At 60.4% G+C, this 24,607-nt stretch carries 25 protein-coding genes; 16 read left to right on the forward strand and 9 right to left on the reverse strand.

What is annotated here, in order from left to right; genetic code table 11:
* Window positions 1-97: 97 nt before the first annotated feature.
* Window positions 98-2,095 (reverse strand): ParB/RepB/Spo0J family partition protein, encoded by a 1,998-nt coding sequence (locus ACFOKF_RS22200; protein ID WP_380798762.1) that lies wholly within the window; start codon window positions 2,093-2,095, stop codon window positions 98-100.
* 33 nt (window positions 2,096-2,128) lie between these two features.
* Complete coding sequence (locus ACFOKF_RS22205; RefSeq protein ID WP_380798763.1) at window positions 2,129-3,031, reverse strand: DUF7146 domain-containing protein; 903 nt, start codon at window positions 3,029-3,031, stop codon at window positions 2,129-2,131.
* 472 nt (window positions 3,032-3,503) lie between these two features.
* Here ACFOKF_RS22205 and ACFOKF_RS22210 point away from each other — a divergent pair, with 472 nt between their 5' ends.
* Both ACFOKF_RS22210 and ACFOKF_RS22215 read left to right on the forward strand, forming a co-directional pair.
* Window positions 3,504-3,671, forward strand: a complete 168-nt coding sequence (locus ACFOKF_RS22210) for a hypothetical protein (RefSeq protein ID WP_380798764.1) — start codon at window positions 3,504-3,506, stop codon at window positions 3,669-3,671.
* A gap of 185 nt (window positions 3,672-3,856) precedes the next feature.
* Window positions 3,857-4,948 (forward strand): MucR family transcriptional regulator, encoded by a 1,092-nt coding sequence (locus ACFOKF_RS22215; protein ID WP_380798765.1) that lies wholly within the window; start codon window positions 3,857-3,859, stop codon window positions 4,946-4,948.
* A 78-nt stretch (window positions 4,949-5,026) separates the two neighbouring features.
* Here ACFOKF_RS22215 and ACFOKF_RS22220 read toward each other — a convergent pair whose 3' ends face one another.
* Together ACFOKF_RS22220 and ACFOKF_RS22225 are read right to left on the reverse strand one after the other, a co-directional pair.
* Window positions 5,027-5,623: a sigma factor-like helix-turn-helix DNA-binding protein gene (locus ACFOKF_RS22220; protein WP_380798766.1), complete on the reverse strand. Its 597-nt coding sequence runs from the start codon at window positions 5,621-5,623 to the stop codon at window positions 5,027-5,029.
* Window positions 5,624-5,667: 44 nt separating this feature from the next.
* The gene (locus ACFOKF_RS22225) at window positions 5,668-5,982 is read right to left on the reverse strand and encodes a winged helix DNA-binding protein (RefSeq protein WP_380798767.1); all 315 of its coding nucleotides are present in this window, start codon (window positions 5,980-5,982) and stop codon (window positions 5,668-5,670) included.
* Window positions 5,983-6,345: 363 nt separating this feature from the next.
* Here ACFOKF_RS22225 and ACFOKF_RS22230 point away from each other — a divergent pair, with 363 nt between their 5' ends.
* The 8 genes from ACFOKF_RS22230 (at window position 6,346) to ACFOKF_RS22265 (ending at window position 15,698) form a co-directional block, all read left to right on the forward strand.
* Window positions 6,346-7,098, forward strand: coding sequence for a LuxR family transcriptional regulator (locus ACFOKF_RS22230; RefSeq protein ID WP_380798768.1), 753 nt, complete (start codon window positions 6,346-6,348; stop codon window positions 7,096-7,098).
* A 72-nt stretch (window positions 7,099-7,170) separates the two neighbouring features.
* Window positions 7,171-7,809, forward strand: a complete 639-nt coding sequence (locus ACFOKF_RS22235) for an acyl-homoserine-lactone synthase (protein ID WP_380798769.1) — start codon at window positions 7,171-7,173, stop codon at window positions 7,807-7,809.
* Window positions 7,806-8,687, forward strand: coding sequence for a phytanoyl-CoA dioxygenase family protein (locus tag ACFOKF_RS22240; RefSeq protein WP_380798770.1), 882 nt, complete (start codon window positions 7,806-7,808; stop codon window positions 8,685-8,687). Before ACFOKF_RS22235 ends, ACFOKF_RS22240 begins: the two co-directional genes overlap by 4 nt.
* Window positions 8,688-8,784: 97 nt before the next feature.
* Window positions 8,785-9,060, forward strand: a complete 276-nt coding sequence (locus tag ACFOKF_RS22245; RefSeq protein ID WP_380798771.1) for an HU family DNA-binding protein — start codon at window positions 8,785-8,787, stop codon at window positions 9,058-9,060.
* A gap of 253 nt (window positions 9,061-9,313) precedes the next feature.
* On the forward strand, window positions 9,314-9,970 hold the full coding sequence (locus ACFOKF_RS22250; RefSeq protein ID WP_380798772.1) for an RNA polymerase sigma factor: 657 nt from the start codon (window positions 9,314-9,316) through the stop codon (window positions 9,968-9,970).
* Window positions 9,967-10,989: a FecR family protein gene (locus tag ACFOKF_RS22255; RefSeq protein ID WP_380798773.1), complete on the forward strand. Its 1,023-nt coding sequence runs from the start codon at window positions 9,967-9,969 to the stop codon at window positions 10,987-10,989. Before ACFOKF_RS22250 ends, ACFOKF_RS22255 begins: the two co-directional genes overlap by 4 nt.
* A 78-nt stretch (window positions 10,990-11,067) precedes the next feature.
* Entirely contained in the window at window positions 11,068-13,659 is a 2,592-nt protein-coding gene (locus ACFOKF_RS22260; protein WP_380798774.1) for a TonB-dependent receptor plug domain-containing protein, read from the forward strand.
* On the forward strand, window positions 13,656-15,698 hold the full coding sequence (locus tag ACFOKF_RS22265) for an Atxe2 family lasso peptide isopeptidase (protein WP_380798775.1): 2,043 nt from the start codon (window positions 13,656-13,658) through the stop codon (window positions 15,696-15,698). The genes ACFOKF_RS22260 and ACFOKF_RS22265 overlap by 4 nt, the downstream gene beginning before the upstream one ends.
* A 15-nt stretch (window positions 15,699-15,713) precedes the next feature.
* Here ACFOKF_RS22265 and ACFOKF_RS22270 read toward each other — a convergent pair whose 3' ends face one another.
* The 5 genes from ACFOKF_RS22270 to ACFOKF_RS22290 form a co-directional block, all read right to left on the reverse strand.
* Entirely contained in the window at window positions 15,714-17,432 is a 1,719-nt protein-coding gene (locus ACFOKF_RS22270) for an asparagine synthase-related protein (RefSeq protein WP_380798777.1), read from the reverse strand.
* Complete coding sequence (locus ACFOKF_RS22275) at window positions 17,429-18,079, reverse strand: lasso peptide biosynthesis B2 protein (protein WP_380798778.1); 651 nt, start codon at window positions 18,077-18,079, stop codon at window positions 17,429-17,431. The genes ACFOKF_RS22270 and ACFOKF_RS22275 overlap by 4 nt, the downstream gene beginning before the upstream one ends.
* Before the next feature lie 52 nt (window positions 18,080-18,131).
* The gene (locus tag ACFOKF_RS22280) at window positions 18,132-18,272 is read right to left on the reverse strand and encodes a hypothetical protein (RefSeq protein ID WP_380798779.1); all 141 of its coding nucleotides are present in this window, start codon (window positions 18,270-18,272) and stop codon (window positions 18,132-18,134) included.
* A gap of 112 nt (window positions 18,273-18,384) precedes the next feature.
* Entirely contained in the window at window positions 18,385-19,041 is a 657-nt protein-coding gene (locus ACFOKF_RS22285; protein WP_380798780.1) for a GntR family transcriptional regulator, read from the reverse strand.
* 7 nt (window positions 19,042-19,048) lie between these two features.
* Entirely contained in the window at window positions 19,049-19,465 is a 417-nt protein-coding gene (locus tag ACFOKF_RS22290) for a helix-turn-helix transcriptional regulator (RefSeq protein WP_380798781.1), read from the reverse strand.
* A 692-nt stretch (window positions 19,466-20,157) separates the two neighbouring features.
* Between ACFOKF_RS22290 and ACFOKF_RS22295 the strand changes: the two genes are divergently transcribed.
* From ACFOKF_RS22295 to ACFOKF_RS22320, 6 genes are all read left to right on the forward strand, one after another.
* Window positions 20,158-20,931: a DsbC family protein gene (locus ACFOKF_RS22295; protein ID WP_380799324.1), complete on the forward strand. Its 774-nt coding sequence runs from the start codon at window positions 20,158-20,160 to the stop codon at window positions 20,929-20,931.
* Between the two features lie 217 nt (window positions 20,932-21,148).
* Window positions 21,149-21,463, forward strand: a complete 315-nt coding sequence (locus ACFOKF_RS22300; RefSeq protein WP_380798782.1) for a hypothetical protein — start codon at window positions 21,149-21,151, stop codon at window positions 21,461-21,463.
* A 121-nt stretch (window positions 21,464-21,584) separates the two neighbouring features.
* Window positions 21,585-21,851 (forward strand): type IV conjugative transfer system protein TraL, encoded by a 267-nt coding sequence (locus ACFOKF_RS22305; RefSeq protein ID WP_380798783.1) that lies wholly within the window; start codon window positions 21,585-21,587, stop codon window positions 21,849-21,851.
* A 12-nt stretch (window positions 21,852-21,863) separates the two neighbouring features.
* Window positions 21,864-22,499 carry a TraE/TraK family type IV conjugative transfer system protein gene (locus tag ACFOKF_RS22310; protein WP_380798784.1) on the forward strand — a complete coding sequence of 212 codons (636 nt, stop codon included), beginning with the start codon at window positions 21,864-21,866 and terminating at the stop codon, window positions 22,497-22,499.
* A 40-nt stretch (window positions 22,500-22,539) separates the two neighbouring features.
* Window positions 22,540-23,259, forward strand: a complete 720-nt coding sequence (locus ACFOKF_RS22315) for a type-F conjugative transfer system secretin TraK (RefSeq protein WP_380799325.1) — start codon at window positions 22,540-22,542, stop codon at window positions 23,257-23,259.
* Complete coding sequence (locus tag ACFOKF_RS22320; protein WP_380798786.1) at window positions 23,256-24,602, forward strand: TraB/VirB10 family protein; 1,347 nt, start codon at window positions 23,256-23,258, stop codon at window positions 24,600-24,602. The genes ACFOKF_RS22315 and ACFOKF_RS22320 overlap by 4 nt, the downstream gene beginning before the upstream one ends.
* Window positions 24,603-24,607: the final 5 nt, after the last annotated feature.

Consider the following 24,607-nt stretch of genomic DNA (forward strand, 5'->3'; position numbering starts at 1 on the left):
CCGCCGCTTTGCCTCCCCCTTCCCTCCCGAGCAGCGATGCCGCGAGGAAAGGTGGGCCGCAGCACATGACCGCGACCTCGGAGGCAGGGAGACGAGATCAGGCGGCTTTGGCTAGCGTATCCAAGGCAGCGTCGGTCTCGGCATCATTGGGCGCTGGCTCTGCCTCTTGGGTCACCAGCGGACCAAAGCGCATGACATCGGGGATCCAGGCGATGGCCGCCTCACGGATTTCCGCTTCGATCGGAATGCTGCCCGCGAAGATCTTCTCGGCCGACGTCGAAAGATCATGCTTCTTCGAAGCCCCATAACGGCTCGACAATTCCTTGCCGCCCACAGATTCGAGATGCGCAAGGATGGTGCCCTTGGCCAACCGGTCGAAATAGTTGGTCGCGGTCGGGCGCCACCACGCAGCAACATCGATGCCGAGCTTCTGTCCCAGATGGTCGATGAAGGCAGAACCATTCTTGCCCGCGACCACCGCATGGAGCGTGCGGGCGATGACCCAGGCCAGCCAGGCCGCGCGGACGTCATCGGGAAGGCAGCAGAAGGCATCATAGCGTTCAGATGCCTCGCCGGCTTCCATCCAGCTGCGGTCGAGGGAGGCTTCGATCTTGGCCCATTCCTCGGCCGCAGGCGTCTCGCTCTTATAGCCAGTGAGGGGCGACCAGGGCTTGTCCGCCTTGAGTTCGGTCGCGAGTTGATCGAAGCCATAATGGCGCGTCGCCTTATCGACCATCCAGAAGACGCCGAGATCGAGGGCGAAGCTTGGGTCGCTGGCGATATGGACCCGAACCAGTTCGCTCTTCATTTCGGCCAGTTCCTGGGAGAGCCTCTGGCTGTAGACCGGGCGCCCGGCGCCGCTTTCGACATCACCGTTTGGCTCGAGCGCCTCACTCTGTTCGGATTCGTCGTCCTGGTCCTCCAGCTCATTTTCCTCGACCGGCGCGAGATATAGCTGCTGGTGGAGGCGAGGCTGGCCGTCATGGCCGATGATCATGTAGGCAAGTGCGCCTGCCTTCTGTTCATCCGACAGGATCGGCGTCGGGTTCGCAATGGCGCTGGCTTCGGCTTCCAGCAGTTCGGCCCGGTTCGCCTGCTCCGCCTGTTCCTCCTCATCGCCGTCCTCATAGGCCGCGTTGATGGCGTCGAGTTCTTCTTCGATCGCCTCAAGCCGGCTTTCCTGCTCGGGGGTGAGCGGCGCGGTCTCGCCCTTGAGCGGCTGAAGATCCCAAGTGTCATTATAGCTGACATGGGTCGTGGGAACGACGCGGATTTCAGCAAAGCCTTCCTGGCTTCGCATGGCTTCAGCCGCGGCCGCCAGTCTTTCGGCGGCGAGCCGGTTCAGCAGGCTCCCATCGATCCAGCGCTCGGTCGTCGCGTCGGTGAAGAGGTCGAGATCCACACGCCCACCCGCTTCGATATAGGCCGCGCGCCCGACTAGAAGCGCCTTGGGATCGCTGCCGAGATAAGTGTCCTCGGCGAGCTGCCGACGGATTTCACTGACGTTCGAGCGATAATAGCCGTCCTTGAGCAGTGCGAAGACCTCGCCTTGCCGCGTCCGATCGCAATTGCTGGTATAGGCGATAGCGACGTCGAGCGTAATTTCGGCGCTGCGCAGCGCATCGAACACAGGCTCGGCAAGGTCGGCGAGGCGCAGCCGGCTGCGCACGAAGCGTTCGGTGAGACCGAAGCGCTTGGCGACATCCTCGGGCGTCTTGCCTTCACTTTCGATGATGTCCTGGAAAGCGCGGCAGGTGTCCGCGGGGTTCATCGTCAGCGTGAAGAAATTTTCTTCGAGGCTGGTTTCGATGGCGTCATTGGCATTGGGAAGGACGAGGACAGCGACCTGATAGTCCGCATCCAATATGCCCTTCTCGATGAGACGATGAACCGCATCGAGCCGGCGGCCTCCCGCGATGATCCGGTAATGGCCCTTCTTGCGGGAGACGGGCACACCGATCAGGTTTTTGCGGACGCCCTTGACGGCGATGTTGGCCTCAAGCTGCGCATCGGCGACAGCGTCGCTCACCGTGCGCACATTATAGGGCGACTTTGTGAGGTTCGCCGCGGAAACGAGGATAGGTAGTTGGGTCATGAGACTAGGCTCCTGGCGGGGACGACCTGACCATCAGGCCACTTGCCGCCACCACTCCCCCACTCCCTCCCCTCCAGCCCGCAGGACGTCGTTCCAATCCTTGAAGCCGATCGGCGGAAATTCCATCTCGATATGGCGACCGGACATCGCATAGGCGGCCATCGCTTTTGCGGCCCCGATCTCACCGGCAAGGTCATTGTCTGGGAACAGGAGGAGACGGGAGACGCTATCGGGTATGGCGATCTGATCGAGGCGCTCGGCTCCAAGCGCCGCCCAGACAGGAATGCCGAACAAAATCATTGCCGAAAGTGCCGTTTCGATGCCTTCCGCCAAGCCAAGGACTGTGGTCGCTGGTTCAAGGATCACAGCGCCCCGGTGCGGGCGCCCGAGCATCATTCGCGGGTCGTCCAGATCGCGGGCGCGGTGGGCATCATCGGGGTCGAAGAATGTGCGCTGGATCGCGACAAAGCGGTCAGCTTCATGCAAAGCGGCGATCATCGCAGGGCGAAATTCGAGATCCTCGCCTCCGCGCAGTGCCGTTCGCGGATGGAAGCGCAGCGCACGCGGCAAGATCGCGATGCGCCGGCGGCGCAGATAGATTTCCGCTGGCGTGCCGCTCAACAAGCGTGCCTCGTCCCAGATCTGAAGCGCGCGCTGGCGCCGCCAGAGGTCGGCGCCAAAAGTCGAATTTGCGCTTGTGCCGCTCTCAATATGATCGAGCGCATTTTCGTCGAGCCGCAGAATTTCGCGAATGACGTCGCTTGTGTCACAACCGGCCCAGCATTTATACAGGAGCGCGTTGGTCCCAACCCGGACCGAGAGGCTCGGATTTCTGTCTGCATGCGCTGGGCAGCGGCACATGCCTTTCCCATGCCGCCAATGGCCGCCCAGCTTGCGGACGAGCGCTTCGCCTATCCTTTCAAGATGCGTGCTCATGTCTGCAACTCCTGATGCGTGCCGATGGTCTCGCGTGGCTGGGATCGCCGGTGCAGAGCGCATTCAGCACGATGGACTGGGCGGCGACTGGGCGGAAGTTATGTCAGCGGGGACGCATCTCCATAGCGGATGCCACGGCGAGCCCTGCTCCCTCTCCCCTCCTACCAGCCCCGGAGATTCCGCCAGGCTCACTCTCGCCGAACCGGCGACATGAGTGCTTGGTTTTCCGTCATTTTCGGCTATGACTTGCCCCGTCCGTCAGCAGGCGGACCGAGGCGTCGAAACCTCGTTCCACTAGAGCCGGTCGAAAGCTCCTTCGACCGGGTGGCGGGCGCGTATGTCCAGGCCATCCGGCTAAAGGCGCTCGCGCTCGTTCTAGTGGCGAGTTTCGAACATCCGGTTCTCAGGGGCCGCACGCCTTGATTCTTCATGACCAAGGCGTGCCGCCGGCTGAGAGCCAAGGAAGATTCAAATGCCCGAAAGCGAAACCGTCGCCGAGAGAAGAGCGGTCGCAGTCCAGTTGATGGAACTGGCACTGATCGAACTTGAAGCCATTGAAGACAGCCTTGGCGCAATGCGTCTCCAACATGCTATCGATACCGTTCGCGGAGACAATTCTGGCCGCTGTACGAGAGTTTGAGATCATCCCAAGATTGCACTGACTCTCAGTCTGATACCGTCCACTTTGAGAGATCAAATCTTCGTCGCGCAATCGTCACCCGAGGGGTGTACTGGGGAAGGTTTCGCGCCTTTACTTCATCTTCATTCAGTCCGATGAAGACGGACTTCGGCATGGAGTATGCCGTGTAGATGGAGAGCCCTCCAATGGCCGATACCGAAAAGACCGATCTCGCACAACTGACAGTACAATTGCTCAGCTCCTACCTGTCGAATAACATCGTTCCGCGTGAATACCTCGCGGAACTGATCAAGACAACGCGGGCAGCGCTATCGGATGAAGCGCCCGCTCAACCATTGTCGAAGCCCGAATTTGTTCCGGCAGTGTCGATACGCAAAAGCCTTGCGTCGCCAAACCACATCCTCAGCCTGATCGACGGCAAGCCTTACAAGATGCTGAAGCGTCATCTTGCGCAGCATGGACTCACACCTGCCCAATATCGCGAACGATATGACCTGCCATTCGACTATCCTATGACGGCGAAAGCCTATTCGGATGAACGTCGCGCCACCGCTGCGCGGATTGGATTGGGAGGGCGCAAGCCAGTCACCGCGGCTACACAGATGCCAGGCGCTGCTGAATCTGTTCCGCAGGCCGCTCCAGTAGCCGCGAAAGTGGCGCCAACCCCTGATCCCAATCCATCGTCCGCGACTGACAAAGCGAACGGAATAGCCGCTAAGCCCGTGGTCGGCGCAAAGCGCGGGCGAAAGCCCAAGACGCAGGACGAAGCAACTCCGCCGCAAAAATCCGCCGCAGCGACAACCAAGGGGAAGAAAAGCGGATCGAAAGCCAAAACCGACGCCTTGAAGCCGCCAAGCAAGCCGGCGTCCGAGAAGCCCGATGCTCCGGCAGCCGCAGCAAGCGCAGTTGAAGGCGATACGATATCCGCAAAGGTCAGCGCAGAAGCGCCGACGACGGAGGCCGCCCGCACCACGCGTAAAAAAGCTGCGCCCACGACCGATGCCCCTTCATCGGAAAGTAAGCGCGTGGACCGCAAGCCAAAGGCGGAAAGCGTTCAAGCAGCGGGTAAAAAGGCGGAGCCGATAGCAGCGGCAGCACCGTCTGCGTCGCAAACCACTTCGGCTTCTCCCGCCAAAGTTGCAACGAAAGCATTGCCAAAAGGCAGAGGAAAGACCGCCCCGGAACCAGCTTCCGGCCTGAATGAGACAGCGTCTGCAGGCGATGTGAAACCTGCGAAACAGTCGAGGAAGACCCTCAAAATCAAGACCGACGCTTAAAGGCTATTGAATTGGATCGGGTAGCCTATTGCCCGATCCAATTCCTTGAACGCTTGTTTCAGTCAGGCCGCCGGCGGCTCAGTTCGCTCCATCGACTTGCCGGGCAATGGTGCCAAGCGCCTTGCCAAGAAGGCGCTCGCAATCCGCGACATCGATACCCAATTTGTGCCCGATATCGGCCAAGCTAAGGCCACCCATGCGATGGAGCAGAAAGACGGTCCGTTCCGTCTTCGGAAGTGCTGTGATCGCCGGAGCATAGCAGGCGCTCGCATAGCTTGGCAGCAGAGGCAGTAGCTGGTCCCAGTCGATAAGGCGCCACATGGTAATCCAGACGCCTGCGTCGGATGCCACGACAAGCGGACAGGCTTCGTCCGCGAGCATGTCCGGGTCGGGAGAAGACCGAACGGATGCAGCTGCAGCCGCCATTGCGAGCGGCGTCGATGCGAAACGGTCGAGATAGTCATCGATCCGGCGTGCGATCGCATTGGCCTGTCGTCGCGACTGCGGATGGAAATGGCGTATCGGCATCCAGCGCAGTAACGATCTGACCTCGCGCAGCAGCGGTTCAAGGTGCGGCCCGCGCATGATGTCTGTATTGGTGTTCTCGATCGAACTGTCGTGCCGAGAGCGAGCGTGATGTTTTGAATGGGATGACATTGCGAACTCCTGATCCATGAATTCGCAAACTTCCCTCCCCCTCCTCTCCTGCACTGCCCGCTTCAAATGCTCATCCGGTCAGCAATTCCGTCAAAAATTGCGGCGAGGGAGCTATGGGCCTTATCGGTTAGCCGGATATAGATACGCCTGCCATCGCCGGTATCGCGCTGGCGGTAGAACCACCCCGATTCAATCATTGTCTGGATGCACGCTCGTGCCGTCGTCGCAGGGACGTTGGCGGCGCTGGCGAGGCTGGAGATTGCAATGTCACGGCCACGATGCTCCCAGACATAGAGGTCAAGCAGCATATCCCAGGCCGGGTCGGCGGACAGTTGGAACCCGATATGCATTCCAACAAGTTGGCGATTGGCGATCAAATCCAGGCATATTGTGATATGCCGGGGATTCCCGCGATTGGCCGTGCCCGAGTCCACGGAATCACCCGCAAATTCCGGTGGTTGGGGCGCCGGGACCGGCGGCTGCAACGCTGGTTATATCAGCCCTAAACGCTAGGACGGCTACAGCGCCCGAAAACCCTCTAACTATCGCCGATATGGCGAAAAAATCCCTCATTATTGCCCTGCGCATCTATGTTCACCCCTTCGCAAAACTGTCACAAATATTTCATGAGGTCGCGCTCTCGACCATTCCCCGAAAGGGGGGTGAATGGGTGCAGCTGCCTTGCAAGTGGAGTGGTGTCGGAGGTGCTTACTCAGGCTTAGGCAACAGGGGACTTACCAATGCTCATGTCACCGAAAATGGTCGAATTCATGGACGCCTGCCGCGCAATTTCGGACGAGTCCGGGCTGCGAGACGTATTACGCGATATGACAGGGGAACTCGGCTTCAATCAGTATGCGTTGCTCCATCATGTCGACCTGGCCCATCCGCCGGCCCATTCGATCACATTGATGGGCTATGAGGATGGCTGGATGGAGCGGATCATCAGGAACCGCTATTTTCAGGACGATCCAATCCTGGCCGCAAGCAATCGCCGACTGACCGGCTTTGGCTGGCGCGAGGTGTCCGACATCATTCGCCTGAGCCGTCGGCAGCGGCGGATCCTGCACGAGGCGAGCACCCATGGATTGCGCGACGGATTTACCGTTCCGGTTCAGGTGGCAGGCGAATATAGGGGAACATGCTCCTTCGCCAGTGATCATCCGGTAGAGTTGACCGCAGACATCATTGGCAGCGCGCAACTTGTCGGCACCTTCTGCTTCGAGGCAGCACGCAGGATCACAAATCTGGCCAGCGGCTCACCTTCCAAAATACCTGAACTCACCCAGCGGCAACTGGACTGCCTGGTCCATGTCGGGTCAGGCAAGACCAGCTGGGAGACGAGCGTGATATTGGGCGTGTCGGAAGATACGGTCGATAAGCATATCTCGAGCGCCATGGAGCGCTACGGCGTTGGCAAGAGGACGCTGCTGGTTGTCCGAGCGCTGTTTGATGGACAGCTCAGCTACCGCGACATGTTGCGCTTGCACTAAATTACCCCTGTTCGGGTAATAGCGCGGAATCGCGAAGCTTCGCATCCTGCCTGTCTCACACACAGGAGGAACATGATGCTGTCATTTGAACAGGGTGTATCTGCGCGCGTGCCCGACGCGCTCATGGCCGATATGTATCGGGACCGGAAACGGGTCTTCATCGACTTGCTGGGCTGGGATTTGCCGGCCCTGGACGGCAAGTATGAGATCGACCAGTTTGACGGTCCCGATACCCTCTACCTCATCGTCGGTTTGGCGGATGGCACGCATCTGGGATCGATGCGCCTGCTTCCCACCCACAGGCCCACGATCATCGGCGATTTCTTCGATCATCTGTGCGATGCCGGGGCACCCAGTTCGCAAGCGGTCTGGGAACTCTCCCGGCTGTGCCTCAGCCCCCGCATCCGCGCGGCGGAACGTCGAGGTGTCCGCAATCGCCTGCTGACATCGGCTGTCCAATTCGCGCTCCAGAACGGGATCAGCGCCTTCTGCTGCGTCACCCATGCCTGGTATATGCCCGAGGTCATGGCCTATGGCTGGCAGTGCACGGTTCTGGGACTTCCGCAGATGGACCCGGGCGGCATGGTCGGCGCCCTGGAAATCGCGATCAACGAAGACACGCCCCGCCTCATGGCGCAGGCGGGAACCTGGGACGAGACGCCCGCGCAGACGTCGTTCGACCCGTCCCTCGATCGGGGAGAGGTCCAATGAAACACCGACGCATTGGCCATGCCGCGGGGCCTCATCTCGATGCTCTGAAAAATCAGGGTTTCTGCCTTGTCGAAAACATCATTCCGGCAGCCATGGTGGAAGGCCTCGCTTCCGATCTAGGCGACAGCTTTGCCGCAACTCCGGTGTCGGACGGCCCCTTCTATGGAGCCGACACGGTACGGTTCGGCGGCTTACTGAACCGATCGCCCTTCGCCGCCCTCTTCATCCAGCATCCACTCATTCTGGAGATTGTCGAGAATATCCTGGGGCCATGGTGCGATAACATCCAGCTCAACCTCACCCAGGCGATCGAAATCCGTCCAGGCGCGGAGCAGCAGGTGCCCCACCGCGATCAGGATATGTGGCCGGTCAGCCGGATGCTGCCGAGCGACCATGAGGCAGAATATCTGGTCAACGTGATGTGGCCCTTCACGCCCTACGCGCCTGAAAATGGGTCCACCATGCTATGGCCCGGCAGCCATCGTCGACGGGCCGAAGACCTGATCGATCCCGACGAGGCGGTGTCGCTGGAGATCGATCCAGGGTCTGCGCTCCTCTTCCTGGGATCGACGCTGCATTGCGGTGGCGCGAACGGGACCATGGCGGCGCGCCGCGGAATGATCGTCAGCTATTCGCTCGGTTGGCTCAAGCCTTACGAGATCCAGTCGCTCGTTTACCCGCCCGAGAAGGCGAGGCATTTCTCGCCGGATCTGGCGCGCTTGGTCGGCTATCAGGTCCATCGGCCCAATCTCGGCAATGTCGAAGGGCGATGTCCGTCAGAGTTGCTGGGCGAGCGCCAACATAGCGGCGCTGTCGATGCGTTGGGCGACGAGCAGATAGCCCTGATCGAAGCTTTCCGGAGCCAGGCGCGATCGTGAAACAAGGACGCGCCCGCCAGCAATACTCGCATTTCCCTATCGACTGGCTGGCGCGTCCACGGCATGAGCGAGCTTCCTACAAGAGGGAAGTTTGCTCATGAATACCACTGAACTGGTCGAGGCGGTCGCCGCCGCCCAGGGCGTCACCAAGGCCGACGCGAAGAAGATCCTGGACGGATTTGTTGATGCGATCGCAATCGCCGCGGCGAAGGGCGAAGAAATCTCGATCAACGGATTTGGCAAGTTCAAGGTGAAGGTGAGCCCGGCGCGCGACGGCCGCAATCCGCGGACCGGCGAACCGATGAGCATTGCTGCGTCGCGCAAGCTCGGCTTCACGCCGGCCAAGGCGATCAAGGACAAGCTCAACGGCTGATTGGAATCCTGCCCGGGCCGCATCAGTTGGCCCGGGCAGCGACAAAGCAGCTTCCAGGCGAACGCTCAAGACCGTTACCGCCCCTTGACAGCTCTACGCCGCTATGCAGACTTGCCTTGAGCGAGATCGGATTGCCGGCGCCCCCTCGCAGTTTTTCTCGTCAGGCATCAATCACGCTCGTCCATGACGGCCGAGCGGCCGTACCGGACAATAGTCCAGCGCCTTCAGGCAGAGGATGAACGGCGGCATTAGCATGATCGGATTGGTCCGGGTTTCCGGATGGTTCGTGTCGGCATGTAGCATTATTCCATGTTCATCTTGCGCCATTGCCCTAATTTGGGCAGCGATGCCCTGCCTGGAAAGTGTCCAGGCCATGAGTGACAGAGTTCAAGGCGGTCATGGTGACCGCAATCCCGTGTCAGTTGCGTCGATCGAGGCGCTCTATCGGCATGAGTCGAGCCGCCTTGTTCGGTTTTTCGCGCGGCGAACCCGCCACGAAGCCGAAGCTCAGGACTTGATGCATGACGCATTTCTTCATTTGTCCCGCGCCAATATCGATGGCGACCCCCTCCCCTATTTGTTCAGGATCGCAAGGAATTTGCTCATCAGCAGGAGCCGTCGCGATGCCCGATGGAGGCGCCTTGTCAGCGACGCGCCGATCGAGGAAGGCAGGGCGCTCGCGTCACCACCAGAGCAGTCACTGAACCTTGAGGCAGAAGACGTGAAGCGACAATATCAAAGCGTTATTGACCGACTGCCCGAGAAAACCAGACGCATCTATCTGATGCATCGCCTGGGCGGGCGAACCTATAACGAGATTGCCCAGGAGCTGAATCTGAGCGTCAAGGCGATCGAGTATCACATATCATCGGCATTGAAGGCGCTTGTGAGAGGAGTGGATCAGGCATGACCGAAGAGAGACCGGATCCGATCGCTCCTCTGGGCAATCAGCTCTATGACGACGCCGCAGACTGGTTCGCCAAGATGCGCGGCCCTGATGCAAAATCGCATGAGCCCGATTTCAAAGCCTGGCTTGCCCGCGGCGCGTTGCACCGGGCCGCTTATAATAAGATATCGGAGATTTTTACCGACAGTGGGAAAGTGGATGATCCTGATGGCAGCTTAGGAGGCGAAAAGCCCCGGTCCCGCCCCGGCAAGCACGGTCTGGCGATGATCGCGCTCGTCATTGGGCTGGGCGCAATCTCGGCGAAGATGATGTTTCATACAGTGCTCGACCGCCAGGAGGCTGGGCAGCTCCAGCATGCAGCGCCCGATCATTTCACCGTTGCGAGTGCCGTCGGCCAGATACGAAGCGTCGCACTGCCGGATGGATCGACCATCCTTCTCGACACGAACAGCGAGGTGCAGGTCGCATTTACCGAAAAGGACCGGCGCCTGAGACTTGTCCGGGGCCGTGCCCGGTTCGAGGTTGCTCATGAACAACGCCCCTTCAACGTCGCTGTTGGCGGAGGCACGGTAACGGCGCGCGGCACGATATTTGACGTGCGTCTCGCGGAAACCGGGAGGGTTTCAGTTGCTTTGCTCCGGGGCGCGGTCGATGTCACGGTGACCGGCTCGGGAGCCACCTCTCGCCAACGATTGCACCCAGGGGAAAAAACAGTCTTTGCTCCTCGCCTTGAAGCCCCTCGACCCATTTCTGATCACGAGACAGACTTGTGGACGCAGGCAAAGGGCGAGTTTCATGACGAACCGCTGCTCGACGTTGTGACCGAAGCCAATCGCTACGCCCAGCTGCCGATTCAGATCGGCGACGTTGAGACAGAGCAGCTGCGGGTGTCGGGGATATTCTCTCTGAAGGACACCGAAGCATTGAGCATCAAGCTTGCCGCTCTTTTTGACCTTGAGCGAGAGGTAAGCAGGGAGCGGATCATCTTGCGCCAACGGCAGGAGAAAAAAATTCACCCGTGATTTAGGGGTGAACCTCACTGAGGCGTGAAAGCCCCCATGAACCCGGCAAAATGAACAAGCCGGGTCAAAGGGGGCTTTATGCGTATTACCCGCAAATTTCTGCCGACTCTCCTCGCCTCGGCGTGCATCCATGCGGCGGCATTTCCCGTTGTCGCGTCGGCGCAGCAAGATATCGTCGCCGACTTCGACCTTCCGTCGCAGCCGATGGAAACGACCCTGCGCGCCATTGCCCAGGCCAGCAGCCTTGAGGTCCTGTATGACGCGCAGGAGATGGGAGAATTAATCGCCCCTCCTATCAAAGGCCGCATGACGGGACCGCAGGCTCTCGCCGCGTTGGAACAGAAATCTCCGCTTCAGATCGAATATGCTCAAGGCAGCGCTGTAGTTCACAAGCGGCGCCGCGCTGCGGCTGCCGGCCAGAGCGATAGCCATTCAGAAGCCATCATTGTCACTGGTACGCGGATCGCCGGTGCTGAGCCGTCCGCATCCGTCATCACGCTTTCCCGGGAAACGATGCGTGATGCCGGCCAATATCAGTTGGGCGACGTCGTGCGCTCGGTTCCGCAGAATTTCAACGGCGGCCAGAATCCCGGCGTGCTTGCGGGCAGTCCGACCGCCGCTGACCTGAATGTGAATTCCGCGACCGGCGTAAATTTGCGGGGTCTCGGAGCGGATGCGACCTTGACGCTGCTCAATGGAAAGCGATTGGCTTATGATAGCGGGATCGAGTCCATCGACATTTCCGCCATTCCCATGGCAGCCGTCGAGCGGGTGGAAATCCTGACAGAGGGCGCATCCGCTATCTATGGATCGGATGCTGTCGCGGGCGTCGTCAACGTCATCCTGAAGCGCGACTTCGAAGGGCTGAATATTTCGGCGCGGCTTGGAGCCGCGACTGACGGGGGTGATGTCGAACAGCAATATGCCGCTGTCACCGGCGGCCGGTGGAACAATGGCGGCTTTCTCATTACCGCGGAGACGGGGCGGAACACGTCTATCAAAGCCGGCGAACGAAGCTATGCGAGCAACCTCAACCACAGCACCACGCTGCTTCCGGAACAGAAACATTATGCCATTGCCCTGACCGGGCATCAGCAGATCAGCAGCGATCTGACCTTCGATCTCGATGCCCTGTACAACCACCGCACCTCCTTCTTCGCGACCGCCCTCACGCCGACGGCGGACTACCGCCAGTCAGGCTTTCCGACGTCGTCCCGTCTGTCGTCGTTTGTGGTCACGCCGCGGCTCACATGGGATTTTGCGAAGGACTGGTCGGTCTCGGCGACTGGAACCTATGGCGAAGACAAAAGCTCTGTCGCGACGGGCTATAATGCGGGCGGCGTGCGCGTCAGCACCAGCGAGGCGCGCTATGCCAACAACATCCTGCTCGGCGAATTGAACCTGGCGGGCAGTCTGTTCAAACTCCCCGGCGGCGACGCGAAGATCGCGGCGGGTGGAGGCTTTCGCCATAACGGCCTCGACTCTCGGCTCCGGACAGTCACTTCGACCGCGATCATTCCCGGAACGACGTTCGATGAAACCCGGAAATCGAGCTACGTCTTCGCCGAAGCCAATCTGCCTCTTTTGTCCCCGGAAAATGATGTACCAGGGGTCGAGCGCCTGACGCTGACGGGCGCGCTGCGGCATGAGCGCTATCAATCAATCGGCAACGTGACCACGCCGAAGCTTGGCCTGGTTTATGCTCCGGTCGCTGATGTGACATTCCGCGCCAGTTGGGGCAAATCCTTCAAGGCTCCGACCTTCCGTCAACTTTATCTGACCCAGCGCGGGCAGATCGACCTGCCAAGCTATTATAGTGCAACGGGCGTGGCGGGCGATACGGTTCTGCAATTAACGGGAGGCAATCTGGATCTCAAACCGGAGCGAGCGGAGACCTGGTCCACAGGTGTGACAGTCAAGCCGCATTTCATTCCCGCTCTGAAGGTTGAACTCAGCTATTTCCACACCAATTACAAAGATCGGGTGGTAACCCCGATTGCAAGCCGCATTGGTGTGCTGTCGAACCCCTTGTACAGTTCGATCATCACCATCGATCCGACAATCGCTCAGGTCGAAAGTGCCCTTGCACTGGCGACTGGCGGCTTGCTAAATAATTCTGGCCTGCCGTTCGATCCGGCAAGCGTTACATATATTGTCGACAACAGAAGCCGGAATGCGGCGCGGCAGGAGATTCAGGGTGTCGATCTTGCCCTGGAATATCACCTCAAGACGAGGGATATGGGTGATCTCCAGTTTTCAGGATCGCTATCCTACCTCAAAAGCCGTCAACAGCTCTTGCCGGGCCAAACCCCGGAGCAGCTTGCCGGCACAGTGTTTCGTCCCCCAAGTTGGCGCGCTCGCGGTGGTGTCGCCTGGCAGCTAAGCGACCTCATGTTCGCTGGCTATGTGAACTATACCGACAGCCTTGAAGACCGGCGCTTTGGCGCCACCGACACGGTCGCATCCATGACCACGCTCGACACCAATATTCGCTATGAACCACACTCGACCACGCTTCCCGGCGTCAACTTTGCCCTGTCGGTCATGAACATCTTCAATGCCAAGCCCGACCGCATCCGGACTTCGAGCGCCTTTGTACCTGCCTTCGATTCCACCAATTTTTCCGCCATCGGCCGCTATGTCGGCTTCACCGTGGAGAAGAGCTGGTGACAGGTCTCCTTCTTGCCCTCGCCGCGTCGGCAATTACCCCACCAGCGCAGCCCTCTTGCACGGATGTTCCCCAAGGGGGTGTGTCGGCCGTCGGCACCCGGCTGATGACATCGGACGATCTGGCGCGTTTGCGCGATATTGGCGAGCCGACCTATGCGCAGTCTACTGTGGGCTTAAGTGTTTCGCCCGACGGTCGGCAGGTTGCCTTCCAGATCCGTCAGGCGGACCCGATCAGCAACAGCTACTGTCTTTCCTTGATGGTCATGGCCACGGACGGACATGGAGAGGCGCGCATCGTTGATCGCGGCGGCGAGTTGATCCTTCGGCACGATCCGCAATGGGGACTGGGGCCTTATCCTTCAGGCAATGCCAAGGCCATTAAAGCTGAATGGTCGCCCGATGGACGGTCTCTGGCGTTCCTCAAACAGGTGAACGGACAAGTCCAGGCCTGGGTTGCTGACGCATCGGGCGGAGGATCGCGTGCCGTCGCGACGGGACCGTCCAATGTGGTCGCGGTGAAATGGGCGGACAATGCACCCTTCCTTGATGTGACATTCGAAGATCTGACCGCTCTGAAGCTCGCCGATGCTGAGGAAGCCCGCCAGGGCTATCATCTCGACGATCGCTTTGCCCCGGTCACCCGGGATCGGCCATTTTTCCGCGCGCCGCTTCCCCTGCGCAATGAAGCCGTCCCTATTTCACAATTCCCGACATCATTCTTCACCAGATCGCAGGTCGGAGGATCAGCCCCAACGCCCCGTCCGCATTGGCTAGCTTTGGACATTGACGATCACGGCGCGGACGTGTCGATTGCCGAGCTCGCCCGAAAAGCTGGAATAGGTCGAAATTGCCCGGGAAATGCCTGCAATGGGCGAATTCTCGCGGCTTGGCAGGCTGCTGACCGCCAATCCCTCCTTTTCCTCCGGCGCGTCGGTCGCGCCAATGGGGACATGGCGCTATACCAATGGCGGATCGACAAAGGTGAGGTGATCGAGCGCTTCAAAACCGCAGGCCTTCTCCTCGGCTGCGAACCCGCCCAGGATATGCTCGTCTGCGCGCAGGAGGAAGCGAAACGCCCAAGGAGGATCATAAGGCTCAATCCGCAAACGGGTGCGACACACCTCGTCTTCGATCCGAACCCGGAGTTCAAACAATTCCGTCTGGGACCGGTCCGGCGGCTCTTCTGGAGCAATGACCGTGGCATAGAAACCTATGGCGATCTTGTTCTTCCGCCCGAAACCCGGAAGGGTGACAAACCGCCGCTCATCGTCGCCACCTATCGCAGTCGCGGCTTTCTTCGCGGGGGCACCGGAGACGAATATCCGATCCAGCCATTGGCGGCGCGGGGCTACGCGGTTCTCAGCTTCGACGAGCCCAGGGACGTTGCGTCCTTTGCCAAGACCAGTTCACGGGCGGAATATGGCGCGATCAACCGGAAGGACTGGGCGAATCGGCGAAGCATCCAGTCGTCACTTGAAGCCGGGATCGCGACGGTCGAACGGCTTGGCCTCAGCGATCCGAAACGCAGAGCCATAACGGGTCTGAGCGAAGGCGCTTCGATCCTGTGGTTCTCGCTCATCAACAGCAATCTCTTCGCTGCGGCATCCGTCAGTAGCTGTTGCGAAGAGCCCATCAGCTCGATGGCCCTGCTCGGAGAAGGTGGCGCAAACTATTTCCAGGCAGCCGGTTACCCGCTCCTGTCGGACAATGACCAGCCCTTCTGGGCCAATATGTCGGTGTCGCGCAACGCAGCAAAGCTTAACACGCCGGTTCTGCTCAATCTTGCCGACGGCGAATATCTCCATTCCCTGGTATCGATCCGGGCACTCCGTTTTTTCGGTCAGCCGGTCGACGCCTATGTCTTCCCGGACGAGCAGCATATCAAATGGCAGGCTGCCCATCGCCTCGCCGTCTATGAGCGCAATATCGCCTGGTTCGACTTCTGGCTGAAAGGCATCGTGCCACGGGATGCAGAGACGGCAAAGCGATGGACGATGCTGCGCGACAGGAAGCCCACGGCGGAGAACAAGGCAAGCTGACGCGGACATGGCGATCTAACCAATGCTCACCCAATGCCGACACCAGGCTTCGGTGTCGGCGAGTTGCAGCAATCTCAGGCTCTGCGGCCCGCTCTGTTGCATAACATTGTCCAAAGCATGGGAAACCGCTGCCACATCGATCACCTGCTGCTCAGCGAGGACCCCGCCGAGCAGCCTTTCTCGCATCTGCGATCGATATTTCGACAGAAGCTGGGATGAGAAACTGGTGGGACCCGATTTTGCCCTTCGATTCACAATCGCCGGCGGCAGGTCCGACGAGAAAGCTTCACGCGCGACCGCGCGATTGCGACCGCCACGAACCCAGGCCCAGCTCGGAATGCCAAGACAGGCTTCAACGACCGGCTGCGCGATCAGGGGATTGAGCATCGGCGGACCGTCCGCATCGAACGGACTTTCGATACTTTCCTGGACGCGCAGGAGCATCCCCACATGAAATGCTTTCCCCGGGGGCGTGCCCTTTGGACAATCGAGCCAGTTATGCCGCGGAACGCGGATTTTTTCCGTCTGGACCAACAGATCCGTGTTGATCCCCCATTCATGGCGCGCCGGCCGCCGGGCACGCCTCCAGATGCCTTTGAGACCTTCACCGACAGAGCAGCCCGTCAATTCACAGATATTCTCGAACGTCGCCATCGTGGCGAGCAGGGATCTACGCGCTTTCAGACTGTCGATCACCGCGTTCATCGACTGGCTCGAACAGAAAACCTGGTCGCCGCCGCTTCCATTCACCAGAATATCGGCGCCCATGTCTTTGACGATGGGAGCGGCCAGTTTGCCCATCGCCTGGAAGAGAGGCCGCCTTTTGGGCCGGGGAAGATGGGAGGCAACGCAGGTTGTGAAGTCCACCAGCGAAGGATCGAGAAACTGTTCGTCCAACGGATAATCGAGGGCCTTGGCCACGATCCGTGCGAACCCGCGTTCGTCTCCCGACAAGTCAGCTGTATAGGTTGTCAAGCAATGGGCGGGACGATTGGCTATATGTAGCGCGGCGAGAACCACCGAAGAATCGAGGCCTCCCGACATGAAGACCAGCGGACGTTCATAAGCACCACAAAGCGAAGCGACCGTATCGCACACCGCCTCTTTGACAATGTCGGCAGCATCTGCATTCCCCGGCTCACGGGGATCAGGGCAATGATCCCAGGGGAACCAGAATGGACGCTCGACGGGCTGGCTGACCACTCCCATGAGTGCCATACCCGGCCTCAAATCAAATATGCCCGCAAGGCAAGTTTCTTCCGCATAATAGCCGTCCGACGCTATGAGGTCGCGGACCCGGTCGCTGGCGATCGTGAAGCAATTAGCGAGCAACCTGACATCGTTGCTGATACGCAGTCCGCCAGGCTCAGCCTTGTAATAGGCAGCGAGCGCGCCCGAAGGATCGCGGGCGACCAACGGCCCTTCGCCATTCGCGTTATCGCAAACAAGCACATAGGAACCCCAGAAATGGGTACTGATGGCCTCAAGCATTTCCCTCGGTCCGGTCGCCTCCCAATTCAGGAGGCTATCCAGCGTCCTTTCGCGACCTTTGCGAGGGAAGAAAGCGCCCAAAATTACGCCCGCGCCCCCCGGCAGAAGCGTGAAGGGCAGACCAGCCGAAATGCCGATTGCCAATCGATCGTTGGCATAGACTATCCGCAGCCCCGCCTCCGCAATCGAACTTTCCGCGCCAGACACTCTATCCGCCACGACCAAATAGCGCTGCGCCATCATGACGCGAAGACCGGCGTAAACTGAACGACATGCTCATGATGGTCATCCAGCACCGTGACACCGCGCTGAAGCCAGCAATGGGCCTCGAAGGGCAGGAGCCGCACGCCAAAAACAAGGGCCGCGCCATAGCCGCAGCGTTGCATCTGGCGCCGGATCAGCAAGGATTGCGACAGGCATTGATCCTTCGCTCCGAATATCCGGCCTGCGGCGTGAACCGCCTCCACAATCTCTGCTATATCTTCTGCCCCACGCTCGCTCCGTTCGTACAGGAGATTACTCAAATCTCGTGTGAGCAAGCGTGGGAGGCCCTTTTTGGCCAGTACGCGCTTCACATAGACGCGATCCAACAGAGCGGTCGGCGACCGAACGGCCATGGAATAACGCGCCGCGCGGGTTGCAAGTGATCGCTCCGCCACCGGCACGCGGACGGGGCGAATGTCATGGTCGCCAGTCGTCTCGCATATGATCCCATCAGCGATGAGGGCCTCGATATGGCGCTGATCGACAATTTGCCCATCCGCAAATGCCAGAAATGCGTCGTTGAGTTGCGGCGACAGGCAGAAATAGCGATCGCTGGCGATGGCCAGAAAAATCGCCTTGTTCGCGCCGACGCCGTAAGAGAGACCATCCGCCAAGACAAATCCCACAGCACCCTCCTTGCCAAGAAAAAGGGGCACGCGGCTGCGTGCCCCCTTCCCATCACTCGTCGGCGAGGCCCATGCTCGCCAGGGCCTGGTTGGTGAGAACGTCCTCCTGGATACCGAAAGGACCCCGGGTCAGTTCGGTGACCGAGCCCAGTTCGATGATGTCGGACTGGCCGACCGCTTCTTCGTCACGCATCGTTTCACTCCTCATAACCGCCGCAGCATTGCGGCCATCACAAGGTAGGTCGACGACGGATATATATCGCAATTCATAAAGCGCCGATCCGGCGCAAGTAGCGGGGATTATTCTAGAGTTCGTGGTTCGCTTCCGGGATTCCGGCGTGAACAGGCTGGTCGCTCGACAAAAAATGCTGGACGATCGCACGCGCGCAGCGCCGGTGATGGGCCAGAAGTTGTCGCCCAAGACGCGCGCGATCGCGCTGCTCGGCAAGTTTATGAATTGAAACACATTCGAGCAACGCCCTTTTGCTGCCGCGGCACTGATAGGTGCGAATCCATCTCAGGCGTTCGTTCGCCTGTTCGCCCCAGGCCAGGATCGCCTTGTTATTGGAGGCGGCAAAGAGATTGACGAGAACATTTTCGAGCAGCTGCACGGCCTCCTCAGCAAGGGGCATGACCGCAAGCGGCGGTTCGTCGCCTCTCATTGTCTGCGGCGCAGTCCAGCGTTGCAGACCCACCACCAATAGCTTCTGGCTAAGATCAAGAATGTCGAGCAGCATATCCCGGTTGCTCGGCTTCACATGAAAGCCTTCCGGCGTCATTTCGACGAGACCTTCGCCAACCAGGCGATAGATCGCTTCGCGCACGGGCGTGATGCTTGCCTCATACTGGCCGGCAATCCTTGTCGCCGTCAGCCTGGCGCCGGGTGAGAATTGGCCGGCGAGAATATGGGCCTTGATGGTCCGGTAAATGCGATCATGCGTGATCGGCTCGAGCGCGGACATTGATATCTCACGCGCCATCGGTTTGCTGCGGGGACCACCAGCGCGGCGTCAGTTTCTGCTTCATCCGCGAAAGCTTTCGCCTGACGAAGAGGTCGATACATTCGCGCTCGATCTCTTCGAAATCTCCATATGTGAGTTCGCGAGGAAACTCCATCTGGTGCCCACGGAATAGAAACGGGAAGAATATATAGCCCGTCTTCAACTGGAGATGTTCAGCACAGACAACATGAAAATCGAGCCGGGAACTTGGATTTCCCGATTCGATTTCCTGGAGCCAACGTCGGCTGATGCCAACCTCACGCGCGAACTGCACCTGCGTGATCCCATTTCGTCTACGCGCCTGTTCGATGCGTCGTCCGGACAACTCCTTCACGAAGTTGAGAAGCGGACTGTTCGTTAGCGCAGTCGCCTTGTCTGGTGACATGTGCTCCCCTCTTTGGAGAATAAGCCCGCCATGGCATCCCTGTGATCGGACAATAAGCAGCGCTCGCCGCACCGCAACACAAACAATCGCCGATCCGGCGAGTCTTGCCCGGGGAAATCAGGCACTTCGCCGCCATTCACAGCCGCAGGGCGATCTTGGTCTCACCGTTCAATTCAAGGTGTAACCGCACAATGGACCGAGGCGGCTGTGCGACTGAATTGGTGAAGAAATGGGCACTGTAGTGCGCATTGAGCAGAAAAATGCGCATTGCGCACTTAAATGCTCCCGTGATTGCAGCGATGCTTCCGTTCGATCATCCACCTCTCATCGAGATAGTATGCGAAGCGCAGACGCCGTAAAGCCGCGATAGTCGGCCGAAAGTAAGGCCGAGCGCTTCCCCCAAATGTGGGAGTTCGCGATGATTATTGCCTTTGCCTCTCTGTTAGCGGCCGGCCTTGCAGTGCAAGCTGCGACACCATCCCGGTCAGGACTGAATGTTGAGGATGAATTTCCGACCTCCCTCAGCGCGCCGCGCCAGCATATCGCTGCTAAGGGCAGTGACTTTTCCATCCAAGAGACGTCTCGCACTGCTGAAGTGCATCAGCCTGAGCAGCGTCGGACTTTCAAGCTCGGTGCTCATGTCGCGCTGCCGCTCCTCCGTGGCTCATCCGCATCGAGGAAGGAGGCGGCTCATGAAGCGCGCTAAGCCCCTGTTTGGTCTAATCCTGCTTGGATCGCTTGCGACAGGTGGGAACGCTTTCGCCCAGGAACCGTCAACAGAGGCGCTCTCGAAGGCAGCAGCGCTGGCGCAGCAGCAGCTCAAACAGAGTTTCACCAACTTGTCGTTTGAGGATTTCGGTCCATCCCCCATCAAAGGGCCAATCTACCAGGCCAACGCAGGCGGCCGGATGGTCTATTATGCGCCCGAGAGCGAGCATATCCTCTTTGCCGCCATCTATGACCGCAGCGGCGTCAATGTCACCGCGCTGGCGCAGGACGCCGCGGCGCGCAAACGCCTCGCGGGTCTCGACCGGTCGAACGCCCTCGTCATCGGCCCTCGCAATGCGCCTGAGGTCATCGAGTTCACCGATCCCGACTGTCCCTATTGCCGCGCACTCGACCGCTTCTGGGCGACCAAGGCCGCCGAAGGGAAGCCGGTACGCAGGGTCATATTCTTCGTGAGCGGCATTCACCCCGGCGCCGCGTCCAAGGCCGAGCATATTCTCTGCGCCAGGGACAGCGAGGCCACTTTCCGCGCCATCTATGGCGGCGCGGCGCCGGACAAGCTCGACGCTTGTCCACAAGGCCATGCCCGACTTGCCGCCCATGATGCCGCGGTCAAGGCGATCGGCCTTTCCGGCACGCCCACGCTCATCCTTGCAGGCAAGCTCATCTCGGGTTTCCAGCAAGGCGAGATCGAGGCCTGGCTTCAGCAAAAGCAGGGCCAGACCCATGCGAGCAAATAGCTCGGCCGGCGAAGCCCGGCGATACACGCGAATTATGGCGGCCATCTCGAACGGGCCCGCGGCAGTCTATGGGACAGCCGCGCACTCCGAGGGACGGACCGGAATGCCGATGGCGCTGCCCTTCCTGGGCCGTCCAGCAGGGTCATCGGCCGACAGCGATTGCGATCGAGGCCGGCAGGCAGGGACAGGGACGGTCCGGTTCAACGGAGGTACGTTCATGCATATCCAATTGGGAAAGCGGCTGGCGTCGGCCGCAGATTATGGGGTGGCGCTCTTGCTGCTGGCCGTTATCGGCAGCGCGGCCCATGCCTTCTCCGCGCCGGCGCAGGGCGATCTTGGCTACGATATCTACGACATCGTGGTCAATCAGGGGGTCAAGGGACCGCTGGGCTTTGTGGGCGGCGTCGCCGCCTTCCTGTTCGGCGTCTCGCGCCTCTTCTCCAACATCATGATCGGCATCCCGACGATCGTGGCGGCGGTCTGCCTCATCAAGGCGGATTCGATCCTCCAGACCTTTGGGCTGACCATCTGACACCCATCTGACGGCGCCAAACGCGGACCATCAGTCCGCGTCGGCAACACCCCACCGGAGCCGATGGTCGGTTCCCGGAACGATGCCCTGCGGGGTGTCGTGAAGCAGGAGGAGAAGGGACATGGACGAGCGTCTTCCCCAATATCTTCACCGCCCCGTCCAGATCCTCTGGTTCGGTTCCGATGAATTCATATTGGTGATGGCCACCATCTTCGTCGCGGTGATCGTGGGCGGCGTGATCGGCTGGGCGCTTATCGGGTCCCTTCTCCTTTTCATCCCCTGGAAGCGGACCAAGCCGCGCGGGTTCATCCCGCATCTCGCCTGGCGCTGGGGCCTGCTGCGCTTTTCCCATTATCCGGGTCCGACCCAGACCCGCTTCTTCGAGTGAGGGAGCCTGTCCATGCTCTTTTCAAGATCGCATAACGCGAACGCCACTGATCCGCTCGCAGGCAAACCGTCGAGCTGGGGCATCCACCGCTATCTGCAAGGCTCCTCCAATCTCTTCGAGGAAAATAGGCTGCTCAAATTCGCCGTGGTGGGCCTGTTCGGCGTCACAAGCGTGCTCGGCATCGTCATCTATTCGTCGAACCAGAACCAGCGCACGATCGTCATCCCCTTCGGCGCGTCTGGCGACCTTTATGTGACGGGCAACAAGCCGTCTTCCGCCTATCTGCGCACCATCACACGCAACATCGTCGCTTTGTCGGGCACCTATTCGGCCTATTCGGCGGACCGTCAGTTCCAGGAACTGCTGACCCTCGCCCACCCGTCGGCCTATAATGCGCTGCGCGACAGTCTGAACGGGATATTGGACGAGCTCGCCGACAACCCGACGCTGTCCATCGCCACCTATATCCGGGCCGATCAGCCGGTCGTCTACACCGACCGCGACATCCAGGTTCCCGTCGAGAAGGTGCGCGTCATCGGCGGGGTGATCCGCAAGTTCCGCGGCACGCTGCGCATCCGCTTCGCGCTGGACAATGGCCGCTTCTGGCTCACCGCCCTTACCGAGGAAAATTTCAATGCTGAACGCTGAAGCCTTCGGCGCGCTCGCCGTCGTTCTGGGCCTGTCGGGCATGCACATGGTTGCCGCCGCCCAGTCGCAACCCCTCGCTGCACTGCCCGACCAGACCAGCACGATCCGTCTTTCGAACCGCGACATCAATCATCTTATCTGTGTCGGGGGCGACATCGAAGACGTCAAATTCTCGGCCGAAAAGGCGATCGCCGTCGAGCGCGCGGGCGCCGACGCCTGGATCAAATTTCTGGTGAAGGAAAGTGACGACCAGGGCCAGGTGACGCGCAGCTATGTGACCGCACCGTCGGAATTCTTCGTCTCCTGCAATGGCGCCATCTACCCGCTCTATACCGAACCCGCCGATATCCCGGCCCAGACCGTCACCCTGGTCCCCGGCGCCCATCAGCGGGCAGCGGCGAACATGGACCTCTTGGGACCGCTGGTCGAAGAAGAACGCGCGGTATCGATCACCCTATCGCTCCTCGCGGACCGCTTGCCTGCAAGCTTTGCCGAAACCGCCCCGCGCGCCGGGCCGATCGCGATCGCCGCGCTTCCCGATCTCACCATCGCCGAGCGCAAGGCTATCCAGATCGATGGCGCAGGTCTCTCGGCGTCAGAATACACAGTCACTGCAAAGCAGCCTGTCCATCTCGATGAGAGGTCGTTCCTGCGATCGGAACTGGGCTCGACCATATTCGCGCTCACCCTCGATCGATCGGACCTCAAAGCCGGCGAGAGCGCGCGCCTGATTGTCGTGCGGCGGGGAGACAGGCCATGACCGCCAAGAATCTTCCGGGCCGCCAGGACACAACCCCCAAACCCGATGCCGACGGCCTCACCCGCTTATCCCGTCCCCTCAAACCCGAGGATGATGCCGACAGTGCGCAAGCTGGCGTGAATCCCCGCGGCGCGGCGCTGCTCGATTTCAAGGCCCATTGGGCAACGCTCAGCGCGACGCAGAAGCTGCGCTGCAAGCAGGCGGGCGTCGCCGCCGGCATCGCGATCCTGGGCTATGGCCTTTACACGGCGAGCAGCGGGTCGAGCCAACCGACCGAATTGCCGCCCAGCGCCTCCAAGCTCGACATGGGCGCAGGCCTGCGCGGTGATAGCCTCGAACTCAAGATGCGCGGCGACCTCAAAAAAATCCTCGACGGCCAATCACTCCTTGGCGACCGGATCAGCGCGATTGAAGAGGGCAAGATATCCCCCGTCGATCCGGCTGGGCGCGAAGGCGTGGAATCGGGCGACCTGCCGCCCGCCTTCCCCGGCGCCGAGATACCTGCCTATCCGCCTACCGGCGCACAGAGCGCACAATCCGGCCCCGAACAAAGCGATATCCCCCCGCCGCCCACGGCGCCTGCTGCTCCGCCTGCCCCACCGCAGGAAAAGGTTGTAGGCTCGATCGGCAGCGCCACCAGCGCCAGTGCCATCACCGCAACCGATGGCGCAGGAGCAGCCGCACCCAAAAAAAAAGCCCGCACGATCTATTTACCGCCTGGTTTCATGAAGGCGCGGCTGTTGACGGGGATCGACGCGCTGGCGAGCCGGGATGCGACGAGCAATCCCGAACCGCTGATCGCGCGGGTCCAGGCGCCTGCGGTCCTGCCCAATGACGTCAAGGCGAACCTTGCCGGCTGCTTCGTCGTCGGCAATGCCACCGGCAGTCTGGCAAAGGAGCGGGTCGAGGTCCAGCTGGTCTCGCTTTCCTGCGTCGACTTCGATGAGCGCTCGGTGGTCGACCAGCCCATCAAGGGCTTCTTCGTCGACACCGACGGGAAAAAGGGCCTTTCGGGCAAGGTCGTCACCCGGGCTGGCGCGGCGCTCGCTCGCTCCTTCATCGCCGGGACCGTCAGCGGCTTCTCCCAATCGGTGGAATCGAGCTTCGGCGACGTCTCGACCTCGGCGCTCGGCAATGTCCGCACGCTCGATGCAGGCGAGGCCGCCAAATCCGGCATCGCCGGCGGCCTTGGCAAGTCGTCTGAAAAATTGACCGATTTCTATCTCGATCTCGCCCGCCAGGCCGGCCCCATCGTCGAGGTCGGCGCCGCCAAGGACGTCGTCGTGGTCCTCCAGGAAGGCGTCTCCCTCGAAATCAAGCCCAGCGCCGGGTCGAAATTCTGATGCGC

The organism is Sphingobium rhizovicinum, assembly GCF_042647625.1.
Classification (GTDB): domain Bacteria; phylum Pseudomonadota; class Alphaproteobacteria; order Sphingomonadales; family Sphingomonadaceae; genus Sphingobium; species Sphingobium rhizovicinum.

Excerpts from the sequence above, each read along its gene's own strand:
- ACFOKF_RS22200 (WP_380798762.1), bottom strand. The coding sequence starts at position 2,095 with ATGACCCAACTACCTATCCTCGTTTCCGCGGCGAACCTCACAAAGTCG.
- ACFOKF_RS22205 (WP_380798763.1), bottom strand. The coding sequence starts at position 3,031 with ATGAGCACGCATCTTGAAAGGATAGGCGAAGCGCTCGTCCGCAAGCTG.
- ACFOKF_RS22210 (WP_380798764.1), top strand. The coding sequence starts at position 3,504 with ATGCCCGAAAGCGAAACCGTCGCCGAGAGAAGAGCGGTCGCAGTCCAG.
- ACFOKF_RS22215 (WP_380798765.1), top strand. The coding sequence starts at position 3,857 with ATGGCCGATACCGAAAAGACCGATCTCGCACAACTGACAGTACAATTG.
- ACFOKF_RS22220 (WP_380798766.1), bottom strand. The coding sequence starts at position 5,623 with ATGGATCAGGAGTTCGCAATGTCATCCCATTCAAAACATCACGCTCGC.
- ACFOKF_RS22230 (WP_380798768.1), top strand. The coding sequence starts at position 6,346 with ATGCTCATGTCACCGAAAATGGTCGAATTCATGGACGCCTGCCGCGCA.
- ACFOKF_RS22235 (WP_380798769.1), top strand. The coding sequence starts at position 7,171 with ATGATGCTGTCATTTGAACAGGGTGTATCTGCGCGCGTGCCCGACGCG.
- ACFOKF_RS22240 (WP_380798770.1), top strand. The coding sequence starts at position 7,806 with ATGAAACACCGACGCATTGGCCATGCCGCGGGGCCTCATCTCGATGCT.
- ACFOKF_RS22245 (WP_380798771.1), top strand. The coding sequence starts at position 8,785 with ATGAATACCACTGAACTGGTCGAGGCGGTCGCCGCCGCCCAGGGCGTC.
- ACFOKF_RS22250 (WP_380798772.1), top strand. The coding sequence starts at position 9,314 with ATGATCGGATTGGTCCGGGTTTCCGGATGGTTCGTGTCGGCATGTAGC.
- ACFOKF_RS22255 (WP_380798773.1), top strand. The coding sequence starts at position 9,967 with ATGACCGAAGAGAGACCGGATCCGATCGCTCCTCTGGGCAATCAGCTC.
- ACFOKF_RS22260 (WP_380798774.1), top strand. The coding sequence starts at position 11,068 with ATGCGTATTACCCGCAAATTTCTGCCGACTCTCCTCGCCTCGGCGTGC.
- ACFOKF_RS22270 (WP_380798777.1), bottom strand. The coding sequence starts at position 17,432 with ATGATGGCGCAGCGCTATTTGGTCGTGGCGGATAGAGTGTCTGGCGCG.
- ACFOKF_RS22280 (WP_380798779.1), bottom strand. The coding sequence starts at position 18,272 with ATGCGTGACGAAGAAGCGGTCGGCCAGTCCGACATCATCGAACTGGGC.
- ACFOKF_RS22285 (WP_380798780.1), bottom strand. The coding sequence starts at position 19,041 with ATGTCCGCGCTCGAGCCGATCACGCATGATCGCATTTACCGGACCATC.
- ACFOKF_RS22290 (WP_380798781.1), bottom strand. The coding sequence starts at position 19,465 with ATGTCACCAGACAAGGCGACTGCGCTAACGAACAGTCCGCTTCTCAAC.
- ACFOKF_RS22295 (WP_380799324.1), top strand. The coding sequence starts at position 20,158 with ATGAAGCGCGCTAAGCCCCTGTTTGGTCTAATCCTGCTTGGATCGCTT.
- ACFOKF_RS22300 (WP_380798782.1), top strand. The coding sequence starts at position 21,149 with ATGCATATCCAATTGGGAAAGCGGCTGGCGTCGGCCGCAGATTATGGG.
- ACFOKF_RS22305 (WP_380798783.1), top strand. The coding sequence starts at position 21,585 with ATGGACGAGCGTCTTCCCCAATATCTTCACCGCCCCGTCCAGATCCTC.
- ACFOKF_RS22310 (WP_380798784.1), top strand. The coding sequence starts at position 21,864 with ATGCTCTTTTCAAGATCGCATAACGCGAACGCCACTGATCCGCTCGCA.
- ACFOKF_RS22315 (WP_380799325.1), top strand. The coding sequence starts at position 22,540 with ATGCACATGGTTGCCGCCGCCCAGTCGCAACCCCTCGCTGCACTGCCC.
- ACFOKF_RS22320 (WP_380798786.1), top strand. The coding sequence starts at position 23,256 with ATGACCGCCAAGAATCTTCCGGGCCGCCAGGACACAACCCCCAAACCC.